General features: G+C 62.5%; 16 protein-coding genes. 7 read left to right on the top strand and 9 right to left on the bottom strand.

Features of this window, described 5'->3' with window-relative positions; genetic code table 11:
- The first annotated feature begins 59 nt into the window (after positions 1 to 59).
- From ispF to ruvC, 3 genes are all read left to right on the top strand, one after another.
- The gene (ispF, locus tag ACYQ6J_RS05030; protein ID WP_460183103.1) at positions 60 to 548 is read left to right on the top strand and encodes a 2-C-methyl-D-erythritol 2,4-cyclodiphosphate synthase; all 489 of its coding nucleotides are present in this window, start codon (positions 60 to 62) and stop codon (positions 546 to 548) included.
- Between the two features lie 141 nt (positions 549 to 689).
- Entirely contained in the window at positions 690 to 2,240 is a 1,551-nt protein-coding gene (cysS, locus tag ACYQ6J_RS05025; RefSeq protein ID WP_460183102.1) for a cysteine--tRNA ligase, read from the top strand.
- Between the two features lie 59 nt (positions 2,241 to 2,299).
- A complete protein-coding gene (gene ruvC / locus ACYQ6J_RS05020; RefSeq protein ID WP_460183101.1) occupies positions 2,300 to 2,848 on the top strand; it encodes a crossover junction endodeoxyribonuclease RuvC in 549 nt (182 codons plus the stop codon).
- Between the two features lie 34 nt (positions 2,849 to 2,882).
- Here ruvC and ACYQ6J_RS05015 read toward each other — a convergent pair whose 3' ends face one another.
- The 5 genes from ACYQ6J_RS05015 to ACYQ6J_RS04995 all read right to left on the bottom strand — a co-directional run bounded on the left by ACYQ6J_RS05015 (position 2,883) and on the right by ACYQ6J_RS04995 (position 9,549).
- The gene (locus tag ACYQ6J_RS05015; protein ID WP_460183100.1) at positions 2,883 to 3,776 is read right to left on the bottom strand and encodes an NAD(P)H-hydrate dehydratase; all 894 of its coding nucleotides are present in this window, start codon (positions 3,774 to 3,776) and stop codon (positions 2,883 to 2,885) included.
- Positions 3,777 to 3,800: 24 nt separating this feature from the next.
- The gene (gene larB / locus ACYQ6J_RS05010) at positions 3,801 to 4,601 is read right to left on the bottom strand and encodes a nickel pincer cofactor biosynthesis protein LarB (protein ID WP_460183099.1); all 801 of its coding nucleotides are present in this window, start codon (positions 4,599 to 4,601) and stop codon (positions 3,801 to 3,803) included.
- 86 nt (positions 4,602 to 4,687) lie between these two features.
- Positions 4,688 to 6,529, bottom strand: a complete 1,842-nt coding sequence (locus tag ACYQ6J_RS05005) for a rhamnogalacturonan lyase family protein (RefSeq protein WP_460183098.1) — start codon at positions 6,527 to 6,529, stop codon at positions 4,688 to 4,690.
- Positions 6,530 to 6,717: 188 nt separating this feature from the next.
- On the bottom strand, positions 6,718 to 7,968 hold the full coding sequence (locus ACYQ6J_RS05000) for a hypothetical protein (RefSeq protein WP_460183097.1): 1,251 nt from the start codon (positions 7,966 to 7,968) through the stop codon (positions 6,718 to 6,720).
- A 222-nt stretch (positions 7,969 to 8,190) separates the two neighbouring features.
- Complete coding sequence (locus tag ACYQ6J_RS04995) at positions 8,191 to 9,549, bottom strand: S41 family peptidase (RefSeq protein WP_460183096.1); 1,359 nt, start codon at positions 9,547 to 9,549, stop codon at positions 8,191 to 8,193.
- A gap of 289 nt (positions 9,550 to 9,838) precedes the next feature.
- Between ACYQ6J_RS04995 and ACYQ6J_RS04990 the strand changes: the two genes are divergently transcribed.
- Positions 9,839 to 10,891, top strand: a complete 1,053-nt coding sequence (locus tag ACYQ6J_RS04990; RefSeq protein WP_460183095.1) for a thioredoxin-disulfide reductase — start codon at positions 9,839 to 9,841, stop codon at positions 10,889 to 10,891.
- 76 nt (positions 10,892 to 10,967) lie between these two features.
- Entirely contained in the window at positions 10,968 to 12,347 is a 1,380-nt protein-coding gene (gene asnS, locus ACYQ6J_RS04985; RefSeq protein WP_460183094.1) for an asparagine--tRNA ligase, read from the top strand.
- Between the two features lie 52 nt (positions 12,348 to 12,399).
- Here the strand turns inward: asnS and ACYQ6J_RS04980 are convergent, their stop codons facing one another.
- The 3 genes from ACYQ6J_RS04980 to gap form a co-directional block, all read right to left on the bottom strand.
- On the bottom strand, positions 12,400 to 14,364 hold the full coding sequence (locus tag ACYQ6J_RS04980) for an SH3 domain-containing protein (protein WP_460183093.1): 1,965 nt from the start codon (positions 14,362 to 14,364) through the stop codon (positions 12,400 to 12,402).
- Positions 14,365 to 14,700: 336 nt separating this feature from the next.
- Positions 14,701 to 15,387: a hypothetical protein gene (locus ACYQ6J_RS04975; protein WP_460183092.1), complete on the bottom strand. Its 687-nt coding sequence runs from the start codon at positions 15,385 to 15,387 to the stop codon at positions 14,701 to 14,703.
- 285 nt (positions 15,388 to 15,672) lie between these two features.
- Positions 15,673 to 16,692, bottom strand: a complete 1,020-nt coding sequence (gap, locus tag ACYQ6J_RS04970; RefSeq protein WP_460183091.1) for a type I glyceraldehyde-3-phosphate dehydrogenase — start codon at positions 16,690 to 16,692, stop codon at positions 15,673 to 15,675.
- 786 nt (positions 16,693 to 17,478) lie between these two features.
- Between gap and ACYQ6J_RS04965 the strand changes: the two genes are divergently transcribed.
- Together ACYQ6J_RS04965 and ACYQ6J_RS04960 are read left to right on the top strand one after the other, a co-directional pair.
- Entirely contained in the window at positions 17,479 to 18,846 is a 1,368-nt protein-coding gene (locus tag ACYQ6J_RS04965; RefSeq protein ID WP_460183090.1) for a metallophosphoesterase, read from the top strand.
- A 239-nt stretch (positions 18,847 to 19,085) separates the two neighbouring features.
- Entirely contained in the window at positions 19,086 to 19,988 is a 903-nt protein-coding gene (locus ACYQ6J_RS04960; RefSeq protein ID WP_460183089.1) for an NAD(P)-dependent oxidoreductase, read from the top strand.
- 152 nt (positions 19,989 to 20,140) lie between these two features.
- On the opposite strand, the gene ACYQ6J_RS04955 is transcribed toward ACYQ6J_RS04960, so the two are convergent.
- On the bottom strand, positions 20,141 to 20,692 hold the full coding sequence (locus ACYQ6J_RS04955; protein WP_460183088.1) for a helix-turn-helix domain-containing protein: 552 nt from the start codon (positions 20,690 to 20,692) through the stop codon (positions 20,141 to 20,143).
- Between the last annotated feature and the right edge of the window lie 617 nt (positions 20,693 to 21,309).

The raw sequence follows: 21,309 nt of genomic DNA, 5'->3' as shown, positions 1-21,309 counted from the left end.
TAGGCTATAATCGGCAACCATTGGGAAGTTGATCTGACCCTTCAGGAGAGGGGATTGCTTTGCAATTCCGTGTAGGACTTGGACACGATACCCATCGCCTGGGAGGGCATGGCCCCATCGTTTTGGGAGGAGTCGTCATCCCCTACGATTTTGGGGCCTTAGGCCACAGCGATGCCGACGTGTTACTCCACGCCATTACGGACGCGCTGTTGGGCGCCGCCGGGTTGGGCGATATCGGCCAATGGTTCCCGGACACGGACCCCGCCAACAAGGGAAAAGACTCCGCCGAGATGCTGGCGACGGTCTGGGCGGCGGTGCGTCAAAAGGGCTGGCGTCTGGCGAACTTGGATGTCGTCGTCTTTGCGCAAAGGCTTAAGGTGGCGCCGCACCGAGATGCGATTCGGCGTCGCGTGGCGGAGACTCTCGATGTGGAACCCGACCAAGTCTCGGTGAAAGGGAAGACGGGCGAGGGGGTCGGACCGATCGGTCGGGAAGAGGCCGTCGCCGCCGAGTGTGTGGCGCTGTTGATCCGAGATGATGATGCCTAATGGGCACCCCGGTTAAGGGCGGTCCGGCAGGTCGCACGGGCCATCGGGCTTGCCTACGGGAGAACCGATCGACGACTCCAGGAAACGGACGGTTCTCGCTTCACAACACGGACGAAAGGACTTGCCGCATAGGTACCGCGTATGATCCAGGTTTACAACACGCTGACCCGTCAGAAAGAGCCTTTTCAAACGATTCGTCCCGGTAAGGTCGGCATCTACTTGTGCGGGCCTACGGTGTACAAGCCGAGCCACATCGGCCACATGGTCGGGCCGGTCATTTTCGACGTCATCAAGCGATTTCTTTCCTACTCGGGATACGACGTGACCTGGGTGGTCAACATCACGGATGTCGATGACAAGTTGATCGCCGAGAGTCGACGCCGCGGCATGGAAATGTCGGCCCTGGCCGAGGAAATGATCGCCGATTACATGCGGAATCTCGATGCCATGGGGATCGACACGATCGACCATTTTCCCCGGGCGACCGAGAACATCGACAATATCATCCGCTTCGTGCAGGATCTGATCGATCGGGGGTTTGCCTACGAATCGCGGGGCGACGTCTATTTCGATGTCGGCCGCAAGTCGGACTACGGCAAGCTGAGTCGCCGCAGTTTGGACGCCATGATTCATGAGGGGGGCGAAGGCGCCGACCGCAAGCGATCGCCGTACGATTTCGCTCTTTGGAAAGGCGCCAAGGAGGGCGAGCCGTCCTGGCCCAGTCCTTGGGGACCGGGTCGGCCCGGTTGGCACATCGAGTGCTCCGTCATGAGTTGCGGTCTGCTCGGCGAGACTTTCGATATTCACGGCGGCGGCTTGGACCTGATCTTCCCCCACCACGAAAACGAGATCGCACAAAGCGAAGCGCGGCACGGTCGGCCGATGGTCCGCTACTGGCTGCACAACGGGCTGATGCAGGCCGCCGACGAAATCGGCAAGGTGGGCGGTCGGGCCACCCGGCCCGCCGAGGACGATTTGGATTCTCAATCGGCCGGCAAGATCAGCAAGTCGAAAGGTGCCGCTCCGTTCCGAGAGTTGTTGCAAGAGTTCTCGCCCGAAACCATCCGGCTGTTCATTTTGTCTTCCCACTATCGCCGCCCGATCGAGTTCAGCGAGCGCCGCCTGCGCGAGGTCGAGACCGCCCTCGACGCGTTCTACCGCTTTTTCGAGCGGTTCGAGCGGATTACCAGCCGATCGTTCTACGATCTGCCGACTCCCGCACGCCGCGACGAAGGGGAGTTTTCGCCCGGTGAAGACGCCTTTTTGCGTGAAATCGCCGACCGGCGAAATCGCTTCTTGGAGATGATGGACGATGATTTCAACACGGGCGGCGCCATCGGCGAACTCTTCGAACTGCTCCGCAGACTGAACCGCTTCGTGGACGAGCATCGGTTGGAGGATCCGGCGCAGCGGCGTCCCGAGTTGCTCGATGCCTTGACCCGCGGGGCGACCGTGCTGCGCGAGTTGGGCATGATCCTGGGCATGTTCCGCAGACCCGCCGAGCCGAAAGGGAAGGTCGCCGACGACGGACTGACGCCGAAACTCCTCGATCTATTCGTGGCGATTCGCACCGAAGCCCGCAAGGCCAAGAACTTCGCGATGGCCGATCGTATCCGGGACGGTCTGGCGGAATTGGGAGTCACGTTGGAGGATCGGCCCGACGGGACGCTTTGGCGACTCCGCAACGACTGACCTCTCGCGGTCGCCCGCCGGTTGGGCGCAACGATAACGCGAACCTGGAGGATGTTCCTTTGGCCCGGACCTCGGATGGGCAATATCGAATCGTGGGCGTGGACCCCGGCCTCAACGTGACGGGCTACGCCGTGATTGAGTCGTCGCCGGAGGGGTTGCGGTTCTGCGAGGCGGGCGTGGTTCGGGGGGGGAATCGCGGATTGGGACCGCGATTGGCGGCCCTTTACGCGGGTCTGCGCGAGTTGATCGAAACCTATCACCCTCGCGTGATGGCCTTGGAAGAACTGTATTCGCATTACGAACGTCCGCGGACGGCCATCCTGATGGGCCATGCCCGCGGCGTCATTTGCCTCGCGGCGGCCCAAGCCGACGTAGAAATCGTGTCCTACGCGGCTACGCAAATCAAGCGATTGTTGACCGGTTCCGGTCGGGCTCCCAAGAATCAGGTGCAGCGCGCGATCCAGCGTGAATTGGGACTGCCCGCCCCGCCCGAACCTCCCGACGTGGCGGATGCCTTGGCCATCGCGATTTGTCACCACTATTTGCGGACGAAGACGGAGTGGCTTCAAACGGCGGGCCTTTCCCATCATCTGCCCGGCAAACGATAACCGCGTTGGGGAATGTCAGCGGGCGGTCGGCCTCTCAAGTCCCCGCCGCCGCGGCGAGTAGCGCCCGGGGCAGGAATCGCACTAAGTCGGAGGCGATCATCCCTTGTTGCCCCAGTTCCGAAGCCGCCAAGTCGCCCGCTTTTCCGTGCGTGTGCACTCCCAACTGCGCGGCTGAGAACGGATCGAACCCCTGCGCACCCAAGGCGGCGATGAGGCCGCTGAGGACGTCCCCGGACCCGCCGGTGGCCATGCCGGGATTGCCCGTGTCATTGAGATAGCGTCGCTCGCCGTCGGTCACGAACGTCCGATGGCCTTTCAGCACCACAACGGCGCGCCAGCGAGAGGCGCAACCCGCCGCGGCGTCCCATTTCTCGTCCCACGAACGAACGCAGGCGGCAGACGGCACCAGGCGGCGGAATTCGCCCGGGTGCGGGGTCAACACCCTGGGGCCGCCGGGTTCCGGCAGCGTGCCGTCACCTCGCGCCAGGGCATTCAAAGCATCGGCGTCCACCACCATGGGCAGCGGGCATTCGCGGTAAAGACGATCCACCAGAAGATCCAGGCCGAGGGATCTTCCCAAGCCGGGACCGAGGACCAACCAATCGCATCCCGCGGCACGGCGGCGAATGACGTCGTAGGCCGCCGCACGCATTCGGCCTTTTCGGTCGGCGGGCAGCGGAAAGACCATGTAGGAAGGTTCGAAAGCGGCGGTGATCGTCAGGCAAGGCTCGGGGACGGCGATCCGTACCAATCCCGCCCCGCCTCGTAACGCCGCCATTCCCGCCAAAGCCGGGGCGCCCGCCATCCCCGCGCTACCGCCGATGACCAACACGGTGCCGAAATCGCCCTTGTGCGATTCCGGAGGTCGCGGCGGGATCTTCGGCAAAGGTTCCCAACGAACGGCGTCGTTCGGTTCCGCGGCATCCATCCCGTTTCCTCTCCGCTTGGTTGGTCAAGAGGCCGATGCGTTGTGTTCGCTACGCCGTCGCCGCGCGGCATTCTTGGCGATCAACCCCGCCACATAGCCGCCCTTGAACCCCGCGTCGATATTGACCACGACCACATTCGCCGCGCAGCTATTGAGCATGCTGAGCAGGGCCGAAACACCGCCGAAGTTAGCTCCGTAACCGACGCTGGTGGGGACCCCGATGACGGGACAGGCCGTAAAACCGCCGACCACGCTGGGCAGCGCGCCTTCCATGCCGGCGACGACGACCACCGCGTCGGCATCCTGGAGCAAATGCAAATTCGCCCGCAAACGATGCGGTCCGGCCACACCGACGTCTTGGACGAAGCGGACTTCGGCCCCCGTCCACAGGGCCGTCTCTTTGGCCTCCTCGGCGACCGGCAAGTCACTCGTCCCGGCGGTGACGACCGTCACGATTCCACGTAGCGCGATCTCCTCGCTCGCGGGCGTGAGAGGGACGCGGAATGTTCTCGCCACCGGGTTGTATCGGGCTTGGGGGAATCGCCGTAACAGGACCTCCGCCTTTTCCGCGGACACCCGCGTAGCAAAGGCGTCGGCCCCGTTGGCGATCAGGGCATCGAATATCTTCTCCAGCGCCTCGACCGTCTTGCCTTCGCCGTACACGACCTCGGGAAAGCCGCAGCGTCTAGCCCGGTCGAGGTCCACCTGCGCTTCGCCCACGTCGGCGATGCCCAATGTCGCGGCCCGACTCAAAAAGTCATCCACGGGAATCCGCCCGGTCGCCAACTGCTCGGCCAATTGGCGCAGTTTCGCGGTGTCGAACATGCTCGTCTTTCCGAAATGCGAATCCAAATCTTGGTCCCGCAGGACCGGAGAGCGATGCGGGGCCGCTTCAAAGCGGCCCTTCATCGTCAACGGGGCGGCGTGCTCGCCATGTCGTAACTGAGCATGGGGCACTGATAGTAGCCCATCGCGCCCATGACTACGTTCAGTCGATAGATCGGGTCTTGCAGCAGACAGTCGCGACGATCTACTGCGGGAATGGTGGTCACGTATATCCGCAACTCGCCCGGCAACGACATAATCACCTCTTCCCGCCAATCTCCGATCAAATCGACTGTTGCGACATACGATCCTTCCAATCGCGGGACAAGCTCCGATCCCCCGTAGTCGCGGATGGTTCGACCGAGGATCAGTTCCCTTTGCGGATCGGCGTCCCAATAAACGACCCGAGGACCGAACCCGCTCAGATTCTCCTCGCTGATTACCTCGCCTTTGGCGGTCCAAAGTTTGGCCCAGGCGAACTTCTTTTCCTGGTCCGTGTCGGCGCTGTAACACTCGGCGCCGGGATAGCGGGCGTCGATATCGCTGCACATTCCGAAACTGTGCACGTGCCGCGTCGGTCCGTCGTAGCCCCAAAGAATCTTGCCCGTCGCCGCTTCCACCATGCACATGCCGTTCTTCGCTTGGCGGGATTCGATGCCGTAATACATTTCCAAACCGGGCAAGGCCGGATCAAGGTCCCCAACGTAAAGGTGGTCGGGATGTCCCAACCCCACCGACCACAACGGACGCCCGTCGTCATCCAAAACGACGGAACCGAGTATGACCTCGTCCTTTCCGTCGCCGTCCACGTCGGCGGCCTGCGTCCAGTGGGCGCCCTGACCCCACCATAGCTTTCTGGCGGCGGCGTCAACGCCCGCCTCGCGATTATCCCATCGCCACTGCTCTTCCAGCTTCCGTCCCCGATAGCGATAGGCCGCGACGATCATGCGGTTGTACGTACCGCGGAGGACCAGCAGCGAAGGCGTCCGGCCATCCAGATACGCAACCGCCAATTGATTGCGTGAGGCGTAGTTATAGCCGGGGAACTCCTCGCGGGCGGGCCATGGCACCCGGCTCACTTCGCGACCGGTCGCGCCATCCAGGACCGTGCAGTACTCGGGACCGCTCTGAACGCGTCCGTCGGCGTCGCGGGGATCGCCTTCACCGATTTTGGCCGCCACTTCCGCCTTGCCGTCGCCGTCCAGATCGTAGACCACGTACGGCGAATACCAAATGCCTCGCTCGATCGCCCAGCCGAGGTCGTACTGCCACAACCGTTTGCCTTGCAGGGTGTATGCTTCCAGCTTGTAGGTGTCCGGACTGGGTTTCCAATATTGCTCGTAGGGGTCGATATTGTCGGCGGGTTGCTTGATCACCAAGTCGAGCGTGCCGTCGCCGTCCAAATCGGCAATCCCCACCTTCTGAACCGTGACCCCTTCATCGAGGCGAATGGAAAGGTAGGGTTTTGCGGCTTCGGTTCCCCCAATCGCGGCAGGCTCGCTAGGAATTTGTTCCTTGCCGTCCACGACCGCGCGGACGAAATATCGCAACTTCCCTTGGGGTGGAGCGGTATCGCGAAAATCGGTGGTTTTCGTCACCGGCTCCGCCGTCAGACGTACCGCCTCTCCAGACTCGGCTTGGCGGTAAACGTGAAAGCCCACTCCGGACGGATCACTTTTCAGGAGTCGCCAACCGACGTGCACCTGCCCTTGATCTGCGGCGACCGCCACGACACCCCGGTTGAGATGCTCTCTCTCCGCAGCCTGAACCGACACGACGCAGGGCATCGACAAAAGCCCCATCACCGGGACAAGAGAGACAAGAGAGACCGGCCGCGCGCAGCGCGTTCGAATTTCGCCCTTTCCGCTGGAAGCATGGCTACCCGAGGTGACAATCAACGACCGCAACAATCGGCGGGCCCAACGCATGGCGGAGTCCTCCCAATCAACGTGGTTCAATAGCACGACACGGCCTCAGCAATTATGACCTGACAAGACCGCCGTCGTCGAGCGTATTGCCCGATGGCGGCGGTCTACAGGGACCATACTTTTCAAGTCTCCCCGCGGCGACTGAAACCGGGGGAGGCGGCATACTTCGGCCGCATCGTCTTCGACCGTCAACCTCGCTTGTACTCGCCCACGTTGGGGACGTGGGGATGGACGTCCGGGCCGAAATACCGCAAGCCGACCAACGGTTCGGTGCCGGTGTTTTCGATCACGATACCCGCGCGGGCGGCTTCGTAGGTGATGAAGACCTCGTCGTCCGGTTCTTCGCCGAAGCGGATCATGACCGGCGTTTGCAAGCGGAGCGAACCCATCTTGCCGCACCCTTGGACGGTGATCCACCCGCTGGCGCCGGGGTCGCGGAGGACGCACTTGGCTCCCGGCATGACCGTCAACTCCTTGGCGGAGAAGAGTTGCTTGCCGTCCACCAAGCCGTAAACGATCCACTTGTCGACGTAGCCGTCGCCGGAATTCTCCTCGTCCACGATCGGTTCGAGGTAGTTGTGCTCCTTGAAGTACGGATCGACGTTCTTATCCCAATCAAGCTGGCTGATGATGAAGTCCAAATCGTGGTGCTTATCCTTGGGCACGTCCTTGACGCACAATTCCCAGGGTACGGCGCGGCCTTCCACGAGCGATTGGAACATGCCGAAGACGTCGGAACCCCATTGCGGCTCGTAGGTGCAACGGGAACCGGGGGCGTGCAACACTCCGGCGGGAATCAGCCAACCGGTTCCCGGCTTGAGTCGGTACGCCCGCGACAAATCCAAAATGCCGTTGTCGCCCTTGTTCCAATCGGCGAGGCACTTCTTGACCTGATCCTTGGTGGTGCCGGGCTCCAATCCCATGAACGTGTAATCGAAGTGATTCTCGGCCGCGTTCAACTGAGGCGGGAAGTAGTAGGCCTCGGGCTTGCCTTCTTGCCCGGTCAACTTGGCGAATTCCTGCGTTTGATGCATGTGGTGCGGGATCGGTCCGGCGTTGTCGAAGAACTTGGAGTAGACCGGCCAGCGGCGGTATTTCTCCCAGATCGCCGGTCCGACGATTTTGGCCTGTCCTTCCTCGACCGCGTCGCGCAGCAGGAATTTTTGACCGTTGCAGCGGACCCAACTGAGACCCTCGTCCCAGTTGCGATTGTCGTTCGCGGCTTCGGTGGTGCTGGCGAACCATCGTTCGTCAATGCCGCCGCGATGGGCGCCGAGGGCGTACAGGTCCTCGTTCGCCAGCTTGATACGCCGACCGGGGTGCAGAAAGCTTCGCGGGACCCACGTTGGAATCAATCGCAACAATCCGCCGCCGGCATCCATGGCCTCTTGCAGAATGCTTCCCACATTGTCTTTTTTTACGATCGTTGACGTGGCCATCGTGTCAATACTCCTTCGAGGTACCAATACTGCAAACCATCCTCATGCCGACGTGTCTCAAACGTCCCAACGGGATCGCAGAACGTGGGGCGATCAACGCGACTCTCGCCCGACTCGCCGCAACGGACCGCCGGCGGCCCGTCGGCCGCATCGATGCGGCGTTCCGACATTATTATGCCGCGGATGCGTCGCGGGCAAGCATGACGCCCTTCGGCGGGCCGGTCATGTACCCCGCTTCCGGCGGTCGAAGTATTTTAGTGCCGTCTCCACGCACCGATCCCGGAAGTCGTCCGGCACGTTCTCGAACCCTACCGGCTTGGGACTCTTTGCGTCGCGATACATGCCGCGCAGCGCCCGGGCGAGTATCTGCAATTCCACTTCTTTCTCGTCCAATTCGACCTCGTAGCCGGGATCGGGCCGGACGCCCCAATCGTCCTGGTCCTTTGCGCTCACCGAGCGGTGGATGTTCTTGCCGCTGGGTCGCCGGTACGAAGCCGTGGTCAGCTTCAGCCGTCCCAAGCCGGGTTCCATGTCCAGCAACTCTTGGACCGTGCCTTTGCCGAAGGAACGCTCGCCGACGATGACCGCGCGGCCGTGATCCTGCAAGCAGGCCGCTACGATCTCGCTGGCGCTGGCGCTGAAGCGGTTGATGAGCACCGCCAGCCGCGTATCGGGGCAAATCGCCTTGCCCGAGGCCGCAAACCGCTCCTTGATGACCCCGGTTCGCGTTTGCGTCGTCACGATCACGCCGGAGCGAAGAAAGGCGTCGCAAACGTTCACCGCCACGTCGAGCCTGCCGCCGGGATCGCTCCGCAAGTCGAGGATGATGCCTTGAACGCCTTTTCCCGCCAGTTGAAGCAGGACCTCACGGAGGCGGTCGTCCGTCTCGTCCGCAAAGGTGTCGATGCGGATGAAGCCGATATCCGGTCGCTCCCGCAGCGTGTAATTCCAGGTCCCGTCGGCGTTGCGAGTGTCGCCCAGGACCGTTTCGCCTTGAATGATCTCGCGGGTCAACGTGACGCGGCGGGGTTCCGCCTCGTCGCGCGATTGCACGGTGAGCACGACCTGCGAACCGGGCAATCCACGGACGAGACGACTGACCTCATCCAAATTGGCGCTCGAGACGTCTTGGCCGTCCACCGCCAGCAGGCGATCTCCCGGTCGGATGCCGCCTCGCTGCGCCGGCGTCCCCGGCAGGGCCGTGGTGACGATCACGCCCCGGGTGTCGGGGTCCACGTGAATCTCGATTCCCACTCCGCCGAATTGGCGATCCAATTCCTCGTCGAATTGAGCCAACTCCTCGGCGCTGATGTATGCCGAGTACGGATCCAACTCGTCGGCCATTCCTCGCAGGGCGGCCTCCGCCAGTTCCTTCTGCGACCGCGGTTCCAGGGCTTTCTGATGAATCTGCTCCAAGGCGTACATCAGCGCCCGACCGTAGGGCGAACTGCGGAACGCGCACAATAGCGAAAAGAGGATCGTCAGCAGCAGGATATAAGTATTACGTCGCGGCATAACATCAAACGGCGTAGTGAGCCAAGTGAATCGACCGACGGGAGAATCGCGACGGCGCTCCCGCATCTCGCTCCGTCGCTGCAGGCCGTTCGCCGGGACCGGCACACCTTGCCGGTGTGCCTTGCTTCGACGACTGCGGCAAGTTATTGCCGATCGCCCTGCGCCCCGCCGAGCAAAACGACCGCTTGATCCTTATAATACCGTTTTCGCGAAAGAAATGATCCCGGTGGTGTTGCAGACCGAACCGGCAGCATAAGCGACCGCCGACGGCGAGACGGGCCGCCGGTCCGGGCGTCGTCGCGGTCTCACTATGCCTCACCACCGTCGAGGATTCAGCCCGAAAGGAGAAGCACTCGTGGCGGAAGTCGAGCGTGTCATCATCATCGGGAGCGGACCGGCAGGTTGGACCGCGGCAATCTATGCCGCCCGGGCTGCGCTGCAACCCCTCGTCTTCGAGGGAGCCATCAACGAAAAAAATGCCCAGCAGGGCACGCTGCCCTTGGGGCAATTGGCGCTGACCACGGAGGTGGAGAATTTCCCGGGCTTCCCTCCGGGCGACCTGTCCCTGTTTTTGGAAACGTCCCTGCCCGAGGACCGCCGGGGCTATCTTCCGCCTCACGGCAAGCACGGTGTGAGCGGTCCCGAGTTGATGGAGTTGATGCGCGCTCAAGCCGTCCACTTCGGTACTCGGGTCATTACGGAAGACATTACGAGCGTGGATTTCTCCGGTCGACCGTTCCGCATGCAAGCCTCGGATGGTAAGGAATACCAAGCCAAGGCCGTGATCGTGGCGACGGGGGCCCGCGCCAACTACCTGGGTTTGCCCTCCGAGGATCGGTTCAAGAATCGAGGGGTCAGCGCCTGCGCCGTCTGCGACGGCGCCCTGCCGCGATTCCGCAACCAACCGGTGGCCGTGATCGGGGGCGGCGATTCCGCCGTCGAAGAGGCTACCTATTTGACTCACCATGCCTCCAAGGTGTATCTGGTGCATCGGCGCGACGCCCTGCGAGCATCCAAGATCATGGCCCAACGCGCCATGGATGACCCCAAGATCGAGATCGTTTGGAACCGCGTCGTGGACGAGGTTTTGGGCGACGACGAAAACGGCGTCACCGGCATCCGATTGAAAAGCACCGTGGGAGAGGACGACCTGACGCTGGAGGTCCGCGGGATGTTCTTGGCCATCGGCCACACCCCCAACACCGACTTCCTGCAAGGGCAACTGGCGCTGACCGACAAGGGCTACGTCAAGTGGGTCACGCCCTTCCGCACTCACACCAGCGTGGAGGGCGTCTTTGCGGCGGGAGATGTGGGCGACGATTACTATCGGCAAGCCGTGACCGCGGCGGCGAGCGGATGCATGGCCGCTTTGGACGCCGAGCGCTGGTTGGCGGGCCAAGGGGAGTGACTCCGGTCTGCCGAGTTACGCCCTGCCGCGACGACCGATGTTCCAAGCCGCTGAATCACCAGGAGGACGCCGGGATATGGAGACCCTTACCGTACGCGAAGCGCGATTGCCCGCGAACGTAGGACGTGAGGTCCGCTTGCGAGGCTGGGTTCGCACGCGACGAGATTCCAAGGGAGGCTTCAGCTTCTTGGAATTGAACGACGGTTCGTGCCTGGGCAACCTGCAAATCGTGGCGCCCGGCGAACTTCCCAATTACGAGTCCGAAATCAAACGTTTGAGCACCGGTTGCAGCATCTTGGTGGAAGGCGTGATCCAGACCTCGCCCGGCGAAAAGCAGGCGGTGGAGGTCCTCGCGAACCGCATCGCCGTCTTCGGTTGGGCCCCGCCGGAATCCTATCCCCTGCAAAAGAAGCGGCACTCTTACGAGTTCCTCCGCACCATCGCCCATCTTCGCCCGCGAACCAACTCCTTCGGGGCGGTCATGCGGGTTCGCAATACGGTCTGCCGTTCCATTCACGAGTTCTTTCAGGAGGAGGGATTCCTCTACGTCCACACGCCGATCATTACGGCATCCGACTGCGAGGGGGCGGGCGCCATGTTCCGCGTCACCACCCTGGACCCTGCCGCAACTCCGCCCGCCAAACCGCAAGACGACTTCTTCGGTAAACCCACCTACCTTACCGTCAGCGGACAACTCGAAGCCGAAGTCTTCGCCTGCTCCTTGGGCAAGGTTTACACCTTCGGGCCGACATTCCGCGCGGAAAACTCCAACACCACGCGGCATCTCGCCGAGTTCTGGATGGTTGAACCGGAGGCGGCCTTCTTCGAATTGGCGGACAACATGGATCTCGCCGAGCGTTTCCTCAAACGCATCTTCCGCGACGTGCTGGAACGTTCCGCCGAGGACATGGAGTTCTTCGCCCGTTGGGTGGAACCGAGCGCCGTCACCACCTTGGAGCACGTGCTACAAGAGGAATTCGTCCGATTGACCTACACCGAGGCCGTCGAAATCTTGCGGCAATCGGGCCGCGACTTCGAGTTTCCCGTCGAGTGGGGTCGGGACTTGCAGGCCGAGCACGAGCGCCACCTTACCGAGACTCACTTTCGCAAACCGGTGATCCTCACGGACTATCCGCGGACCATCAAGCCCTTCTATATGCGTCTCAACGACGACGAGCGTACGGTTCGCGCGATGGACGTTTTGCTCCCTCGGGTGGGAGAGATCATCGGCGGCAGTCAGCGGGAGGAACGCTTGGACGTTCTGACCCGGCGTATGGACGAACAGGGACTGCGTGCCGACGATTACTGGTGGTACCTGGATCTGCGACGGTTCGGCACGGTCCCCCACAGCGGTTTCGGACTCGGGCTGGAACGCGCCGTTCAATTCATCACGGGCATGGGAAACATCCGAGACGTGATTCCCTTCCCTCGTACGCCGGGCAGCGCGGAATTTTGACCGGGACCGCACTCGTCGCCGACCTACCGCCCGGGTATCGACCGGTCACGCTTCAGCGGACCATCGATCGCGGGGGCGTCTCAGCGAATCGGACGGGAGATGCTTCATTGTTAGCCGGAGGGGGCGCCGGCGTTGGTCGTCCCGAATCCAGCACCGCCACGTGTTCCGCGGTGAGTAATCGCGTCTCGCCGCTGCCTGAAAACTTCCCCATCACCCCCACCGTCCGACCCACGTACGATCGCATCAGCGTTCCCGGACCGGGATTGACGTAGGTCAGGATGCGTCCGTCGTCGTCGGTCAAGGCATAGGGTGGATCCCCCGGTCGACGCACCTGCGCACGAATCAAGCGGCCGACGACGTCGAATCGCTGCCGACGAAGTTCCAGGAGTTCCCGGGCAATTTCTTCACGCGTGGGGACGGGCTTGGATTCGACCTGCCCTTGCGCTGAGGTCCCGGCAGTGGAACCGACCGGCGACGTCGATCCGTGCTCAGGCCCGGTGACGGCACCGGTTCGAATCACGTTACCGGCATCAAGAGCATTCGAACGCAGTGACGTCGCATTTTGCTGCGACGAAACCGGCGGCACCGCAATCGCCGTGGGCGGCGGCGCAATCCGTGTCGGACGTTCCGCCGCCGGTGAGGGCGGAAGCGGCATCCCCTGCGGCGAGGCCGGTTGTGGTCCGGCCATTATCGACGTTTGCAGAGCCTGCCCGTCCGCAGTCTCGGTCGGTGCCGACGCCCCCCCGCCCGAAATGCGGCGCCACTCTGCGGCAACCCGCTCGGCCTGGGCGATCTTCGCGGTAATCTTGTCGGCCCGGTCGCGTGTCGCACCATCGGGCGCGGCCGCCCTGAGATCCACCGCGCGCTGCCGCAAATCCGACAGATTCCACGTCTCCGGTCCTTGGCTCAGACGATTGGCCAGGTCCAGTTCCAGGCTCTGCGCCTGCCGGGTGAATTCATCCGGCGTCAAGGGCGTTATGTTGCGACTGGGCACCACCGGTTGACCGAATCTCAGTCCCGACATTCGCCCGGCATTGTCCGAACCGTAAACCGCAGGACGTTCCCGAAGCAATCCCGTCGATTCGCCCGACCCGTTCATGGGCCGCCAACCGTTAGCCCCGTCATCCGGCGGCAACGCGCCCGAGGTTGCGACCACGCCCGAGACGGATGCATCGGTGAGATTCTCGACCTGCGGATCGTACGTGTCCGGAATCGCATTCGGGCCTGCCGTTGAGTTGTGGGCCGTCGACGCAAGCCCTGGATTCATCGTCGTATCCGCCCCGGCATGGGCCTGCGTATTCGGCTCAGAGGCTCGCGGGATCGGAACCGTGGGAATCCGCTGCGGTTTCGGCTCCATGGGCCGGGTCGCCGATTCCGGGCCTTCGCCGAAGTTGCGGTCGGCGATCGCACTTGTTTGCGAATACGTGCCGGCAAGAGGACTCTCCGACGCAATTGGAATAGCGGACGCCGCGGCGGCGGACGGCAGGGGTTCGCCGCTTCCCACCGCTCGCAGCGATGACACGTGAACCCAACGGAACTCACCCGACGGCGGTCGAATCTTCAGCCAGGTTTGCGGAGCGGACACGCTGCTCGAAGGATCCTGCCCTATCCGTCGGGCATCCAAAACTTCCAGCAATTCCCCTTGCCGCAACGTCACGTGAGAAAGATTGCGATCGGGCACCTCCACGCCGCCCACGTAACTGGGAACGCCGGGACGGATGACCTTTGCCAAACCGTTGGGCAGGAGTTGTGCGGCATCCGCGAGGACCCAACTGTAACTCCCGTCCGGCGGTCTGATGGCACACCAACCCCCGGGATCGTGACGGTACACATCCACCTCGGCCCCAAACGCCAAATAACCGGTTACCGGATAGGCCTGTCCCGGACCGCCGCGCACTCGGGCCTGGTGGGTGACGATATGAGCTTTGTAGGGAAAGGTCGCGGGCGCGGCCTCTGCGACGACCGCCGTCAACACAAGCGTTACCGGCACCACCCACGCGAAGTACCGTGTCTTCATCACCGGACCGTCCTCTTGCCTTAGAAAGGATCGCGGGGGCGGTAGATCGCTGCCAGCTGATGCCCGCTCGGCGCGCTCCGTGCTTCCCGAATTCGATGGGGCGCACAGCTTCGCCCGGTCTATCGCCCGCTAGAGCTATCCTCGGGAAAGCCATCCTGACGGCGGTTTATACGTGATCCGGGAGGATTGGGCAAGAGCGATCCGCCGCACCCGCCGCGACACGCGGTCTCGCCGCTCGCCTCGCTGGTCGTCGCGGAGCGTCCGAAGGCATGCCGTCTACTTCGTTCCAACCAGATGGGCGGGGGATTGCAAGAAAAGAATCATAGCCGCTGCCGCTCATGCCGCGACGCGGCGATCATCCGGCATCGATTCACGCAGATGGCCGACCGACGAAGTTGCACCTGGGTCCGGAGGGGCGACCATTTCCGCGGCTTGAGAAGACGAATCCTCGCGAAGGTCGGTTTGACCTGCCGGTGGGCAAGTCTCGGCAGTAGCGAGCCTGATCCGCTTTTCCTCTAAGAGTTGCTTTTCTCGTTGGATCTCGACGTGCCAACGCCGGGCCGCGTCCCATTTTTCCAATTCTCGAAGCAGGTGTCCCGCCTCATTCAGGCGACCGGTCCGGCGCCACAGCGCCGCCAAGAGCAGTAAGGCCTCCGCATCGCGCGGATTGCGGCGGAGGAGGCGTCCCAATAGATGCTCGGTACGTGACCACTCTGTGCGCAGATAGGCTTGCAAAGCCTCCGGAAACAAGTCTTCGCCCGGCGGCGGGGTTGCGGCACGGCGTTGACGCCGATCGCAGAGGGCGGCCCAGTAGACCGAATAGCCCCAGCCCGCGGCAAGAAAGAACCAAGCCCCGCGTGTCACCAGGGGCGGCCAGATCTCCGGCCACACGAACGTCGCGACCAGGCAAAGATGGAGCAGACCGGCAAACCCCGCGGCGATGAGGAACGTCCCCCAGCCCGGTTCCAAAATGAGGGGTAAAACCCCCGGCCAAAGATAGAGGAGCCAGGTCCTCCTGACCATCCCCAAAGCTCCTTGCCGTTGCCGGTGTGTCCGAACGTCGTCGATTCTAGCTATTGGAATCCAGGCAAGCAAGGCGAAAAAGGCAAATCCGGCAGGCGTACTCGGAAACGGCGAGAACTAGCTCGGCGAGCGTATTCCCGCCGGATCGTCGCAACCGAATCCAACGTAGAAAACAGCGGCCGAGACCGTCGCCTCGACCGCTGTGATGCCATCGCCAACGTCGATCCGCCCCGTCCTCGCGGCTTACGAGACGAACCCACGGAATACCGAACTATAGCCGCAAGACTACAGCTTGGCCACGCGTTCGACCAAGTCGACCGTCCGGCAGCTATATCCCCATTCGTTGTCGTACCAGCTTACCACCTTGACCATGGAGCCTTCGATTACCTGGGTCCAAGGCGCGGCGAACACGGAACTGTACGAGCAACCGATGATGTCGCTGGAGACGATCGGGTCTTCGGTGTAGAGCAGAATGCCCTTCATCTTGCCCTCGGCGGCCTCTTTGACGGCGGCGTTGATTTCGGCCGCTTCCACCGGACGCTTCAGTTCCGCCACCAAATCCACCACGCTACCGGTAGGAACCGGTACCCGCATGGCGATGCCGGTGAGTTTGCCCTTGAGTTCGGGAATCACCAGGCCGACCGCTTTAGCCGCCCCGGTGGAGGTGGGGATGATGTTGGCCGCCGCCGCTCGGGCGCGATACAGATCCTTATGAGGCAGATCCAAGACCCGCTGATCGTTCGTGTACGCGTGGACCGTGGTCATCAAGCCTCGGACGATGCCGAACTTGTCGTTCAGCACCTTGGCGACCGGGGCCAAGCAGTTCGTGGTGCAACTGGCGTTCGAGATGCAGGTGTGCTCGGCCTTGAGTTGGTCGTCGTTCACCCCCAACACGCAAGTGAGATCAGGCGTATCCTTGGCGGGAGCGCTGAGAATCACCTTCCGGGCACCGGCCTTGAGATGGGCGCCGTAACCGGGCTTGGCATCGTCGCCGCGGGAAGTGAACACGCCCGTGCTTTCGACCACCACCTCGGCTCCCAGGTCCTTCCAGGGGAGCTTGGTGGGGTCTTTTTCCGCGCAGACGGGGACCTTCTTGCCGTCGATGATGAGGTTCTTGTCATCGAACTCGACGGTTCCCTTGTACGTGCGGTGGACGCTGTCGTACTTGAACAGCATGGCCAGCGTCTTCACGTCCGTAATGTCGTTGATGCCGACGATTTGGAATACGTCGGGCCTCTCCATCATGCGGCGCGCGACCAACCGACCAATACGACCGAACCCGTTGATACCGACGCGAATGGCCACAGTATACTCTCCTTGCTCCAAGAACCCCTGAAATGCACCCGCCCGCCTGTTGCGGGCCGGCTCCCTCCAAGACGGAATCCGACCAGACCGAGAGAGATCGGAGAAACGCTCCCCGCACGCCGGTCTTTGCCATCAAAGAATACCGAATTATACCGATTTGCCGCCCCGCCCACAACCGCCGGAGGGGTGGGCCCTGTCATCCGTGACTAGAAATGCCTCCTTGCGGCGTGAATGGAAATGCCATTATCAGCCGTCCAAAAAGCCGGGTTGCACGGTGAGGTTATCGACGACTGCGAGAGCGCGGACGAGGACGGCGGTCTTCCATTTGGTGAAGGTGCAAGATATCGCGATGAATTAGGCTGGTGAAGCCGAGCAACCTATTGGGATGACCTACCGGCAGGCCAAGCGTTCGTGGGCGCGCTTTCAGGCGGCGGAGAGAGCGGGGAATCCATGGCGGACGTTTCGATTTGAGGGCGGTCATCGGATTGCAAGGTCCGGCGTGAAGGTTCCACACGGCGGTTCCGTACGGCGATGGGCGGTTTGACGCGTTGGATTTGCGGTTTTCGCGCTTTCCTCGCACCCAGCTACGGGCAATAATCATAATATTGCGGTGCGACAGCGGTGGGATGCCCCGCGCGGCGGTGGGGCGGAAAGTGAGATGAGCGCCCGGCAGGGTCGCGCGGACTCCCTTCCCCTATTCCGCGGGTCGATGTTGCGCAAGTTCGCCAATCATTCTTTATCCGCTTGAAAGTTTTTCTCTCGAACAGCCAAGCGTTTCTCGGAATCATGCATATTTGGGTTGTTGTCGGTGCCCTGGTTGCGATGGCGGGGCATGTGGTGCTTTGGGCCGTCCTATGGAATCGACTGCACGGCTGCGGTTTGGCCTACGGGATATGCAGCAAGACCACGGCGCTGTTGGTGATTCTGGGCGCGGCGATTCCCTCCGCCTTTACAGTTGGGGTTCTGCGCGGCGATTTGCCGCTTTGGAGCTGGCCCGGCAGCGCGTTTCCCGCCGGCTCGGCGGGCACCGTCATCGCCTGGGTCGCCGACACGTATATTCTGGTCTGCTGGCTAATCTTACCGTACTCTCTTGCGGTCCGTGTGTTTCGTCGGTTGAAGGGGCATCCGCATGTGGTCCGGTATCATCGACTCCGCGCCAGAGTCGCGGTGCCTGCGCCGGTTTCGGGTGCCTCTCCGGGGCTGACGGCGAGGCTTCGTTCCCTGCCGCGTAAGGACACCGATGCCGTCGATTTGGCGGGGCGCTCGCCCGAACCCCGGGCGCAGACGCACAGTCGCATTCTCCGGCTCCCGGGCAACGAATCCTCACTGTGCGAGTTCACGGACGTGGGGTTTCAGTTGGATCGATTGCCGCCCGGCCTTGACGGCTTGTCGCTGATCCAGCTTTCCGATTTGCACTTCAGCGGGCGCATTCATCTGGATTTCTACGAGGCGGTCGTGGACGCCGCCAACCACCGTCAACCCGATCTGGCGGTCGTCACCGGGGATATCGTGGACCATGCCGACTGCTTGGAGGACGCCGCCGCCGTCCTGGGGCGTCTCCAAGCCAAGTACGGCGTCTACTTCATCCTGGGCAACCATGATTTTCGACTCGAGGCCGGACGGATTCGCGAGCGATTGGTCGATGCAGGGTTGATCGACTTGGGCGGACGGGTGACACGCCTGGCGATCGGGCGCGACGTGCTGTTGATAGGCGGCGATGAGCGGCCTTGGGGACCGGACGTCCCGGATTTCGATGCCGCCGTGAATAGCGACTTGCACCGGCCGTTTCGCCTGCTGCTGGCCCATACGCCCGACCAATTCCGCTGGGCCGCCCGCAATGACGTGGATTTGGTTCTGGCGGGACACACGCACGGAGGCCAGGTCTGCATGCCGTGGTTGGGGCCGATTCTGACGCCGTGCGCTTCGGGGATTCGCTATTCCTCGGGAGCATTTTACCGTCCGCCGACCGCGATGTACGTGACTCGGGGCGTCGGCGGCGAGTTTCCCATCCGTTACTTCTGCCCTCCGGAAGTGGCATGTATCGTGCTGCACGCGGCGAGCGCGTCGCCGATTGCGAGCGTCGATGCACCCTACGAAGTCCTGAGCGACGAAACCCCATCGCTTGCGATACCGTCGGCCTCAGAACGTATTTGAGATGCCGGCCTGATCGGTCGATTTAGCGGCGGACCATACGGTCGAGACGCCGTCACGTTGGCGTTCGCGGCGGGGTTTTCTTCCGCCGGGGGATGGCTCAGAATGAGCATCGTCCTGACGGACGGAAATCGAGCGCCGGCGATATTCGAGAAGCCTCGGACTGCCGAGCAAGTGCAAGCGGGACTTGGTCGCTCGCCGGGTGAACGGCAAGATTCCCCTGTTTTGCAGGAGACGACACGGTGGACAATTCTTCTTCCAAGGAATCGCTCTCGTTGGGTTTCATTGGGATCGGTCAAATGGGGGCGGCCATGGTCGCCAACTGGTTGGCCGCGGGCTATTCCGTGCGTGTTTACAATCGAACCGCGGAAAAGACGGAACCGTTGGTGCAACTTGGCGCGGTCCGCGTGGATTCGCCCGCCGAGGCGGTTCCGCCGAGCGGCATCGTGATGACGTGCGTTTCGGATGACGCCGCCTTACAATCGATCTTCGCCGACGGGGCGATCTTTCGTCGACTGGGAACGGAGGGCATTCACGTTTCCATGAGTACGATCTCGCCGAAGACGGCCCTGGATCTGGACGCGCGGCACCGCAGGGAAGGGGGAACCTACCTGGCCTGTCCCGTGATGGGCCGGCCCGACACCGTCGCCGCCAAACGGCAGACCTTTTACGTTTCGGGCCCCGCTTCCGCACGTGAGGCCGTGAAGCCGATCTTGGAACGGATCAGCAGACGAGTTTTGGAGTTAGGCGACGGTCCGGCGGCAGCTCACGTGGCTAAATTGGCGTCCAATTTTTTAATTGCGGCAGTCGTGGAGTCGCTGGGCGAGTCGTTCGCCTTCGTAGAGAAAAGCGGTCTGCCCGCCGCGACCTTCTTCGAAACGATCACCGAATTCCTATTCGATTGTTTCATCTACAAGGGCTATGGCAAGCACCTGTTGAGCGGCGAACACCGCGAACCGCTCTTCAAACTGGCGCTCGGCGCGAAGGACATGTCTTTGGTCGCCCAGACTGCGGCGGAGACCCAAACGCCGATGCCGCTATTGAGTCTGATCCGTGATCGCTACTTGGCCTCGTTGGCTCAAGGGCGCAGCGATTGGGACTGGACGGCCATCGTTCTGGAAATCCGTCGCCAGGCCGCGCTCTGATAACGAGGCGATCGTCCGATGGATGCTTATCCTTCCGACCGGCCCCGCGGATTCCGCGCGCGGACCCTTCGCCGACGTGCGAACCTCGCCCGTTGGCGGAAAATTGTCCGCGCTTTGTCGTCCGATTGGATGCGTTCCGGCGTTATGCGCTGCTAGGCGCGAAATCGGTATCGGCGGATGGCCGACCGGCCAATCTTGGCCTGTTTGGGTCGACCGTTCCGCGAGTGCCAGGGATTCACGTCCTTCAACTCGGGCATGATTTCGATCAGTTGCTCCACCAGCATTTGTGCCAGCAGTCGCACCGAGCGTTGCCGCGTCCGGCGGAGGATGGACATCGTCGTTTTCATCAACCGCAACATCCTGGCCCGCTTGAGGACGGGCGCGGACAGCGGTTCCTCGATGTCCGATAGCAACTCCGCCAGGGGGACCTCGAGCGCCCGCTGCCAGCGGTAAATCACCGACAACGGGAGATCCGCGGCGGGATCCTCTTCTCGGCGAACGGTGCGGACATCCACGTTCATACGCCGCGCCATGGTCCGCAGGGAGACGCCTTGGCGGAGACGCACTTCCGAAAGACGATGCAACCGAAGCGGGCGGGTCGGCTTCGATCCGCCCAAGACGCGAACCGTCTCGCGAGCGATCAAGGGTGGAACGACGGGCGGCGAGACGGAGTCCCCCGTCATCACGGAATTGAGGAGGCGCATGGGACCCTCCTTGCCGTCGGAATCACGTTATCCCGGCGGCGCGAGATAAGATGGGACGGAAGCGGAGTCGAACGCCATGAAGAACCTTCGGGCGAACACCACTTCCCGACGGAGACGGCCGATTGGCTTCGGCCACGGCGGCTGGAGGGAGAGGATCGCAGACCTATCCGCCGCTGAAAGGCGACGCCGTTTCAGTCGCGGACAGGATGCATTCCATGCATTTCGCTTACGCGGTCAGAACACGCCAATGAGAACGATTTCCTCGGACGGCAGCGGATAACGGAGAAGCTATGAAGGAGATTCAAGATAACGGGAATGGGAACAATCACTGCCGACGAACGTCTTCCATCGCGCGAACTCGACCACACCTCCACCGTAGCGCAAACCATTGAGCCGACTCTGTCGTACACGCAGTACGGATAACGAATATGACGTCGGCGATTACGGTTCGCCGTAGACCGAAAAAAGCGGAGGCGGCTCGGTGCGCCCCGATCGGGTGCCGCACCGGAGCAGGGAATAATCGAAACGTTTTGGCCCTTGCGGTATCAATCGAGCGACCGAAGTTCGGCTTCGCTCACACCTCCATTATAATCGGCCGAACCCCGGCGACAAGCGCG

Source organism: Thermopirellula anaerolimosa, from assembly GCF_054657335.1.
This window is presented reverse-complemented; position numbering and strand designations above follow the sequence as displayed.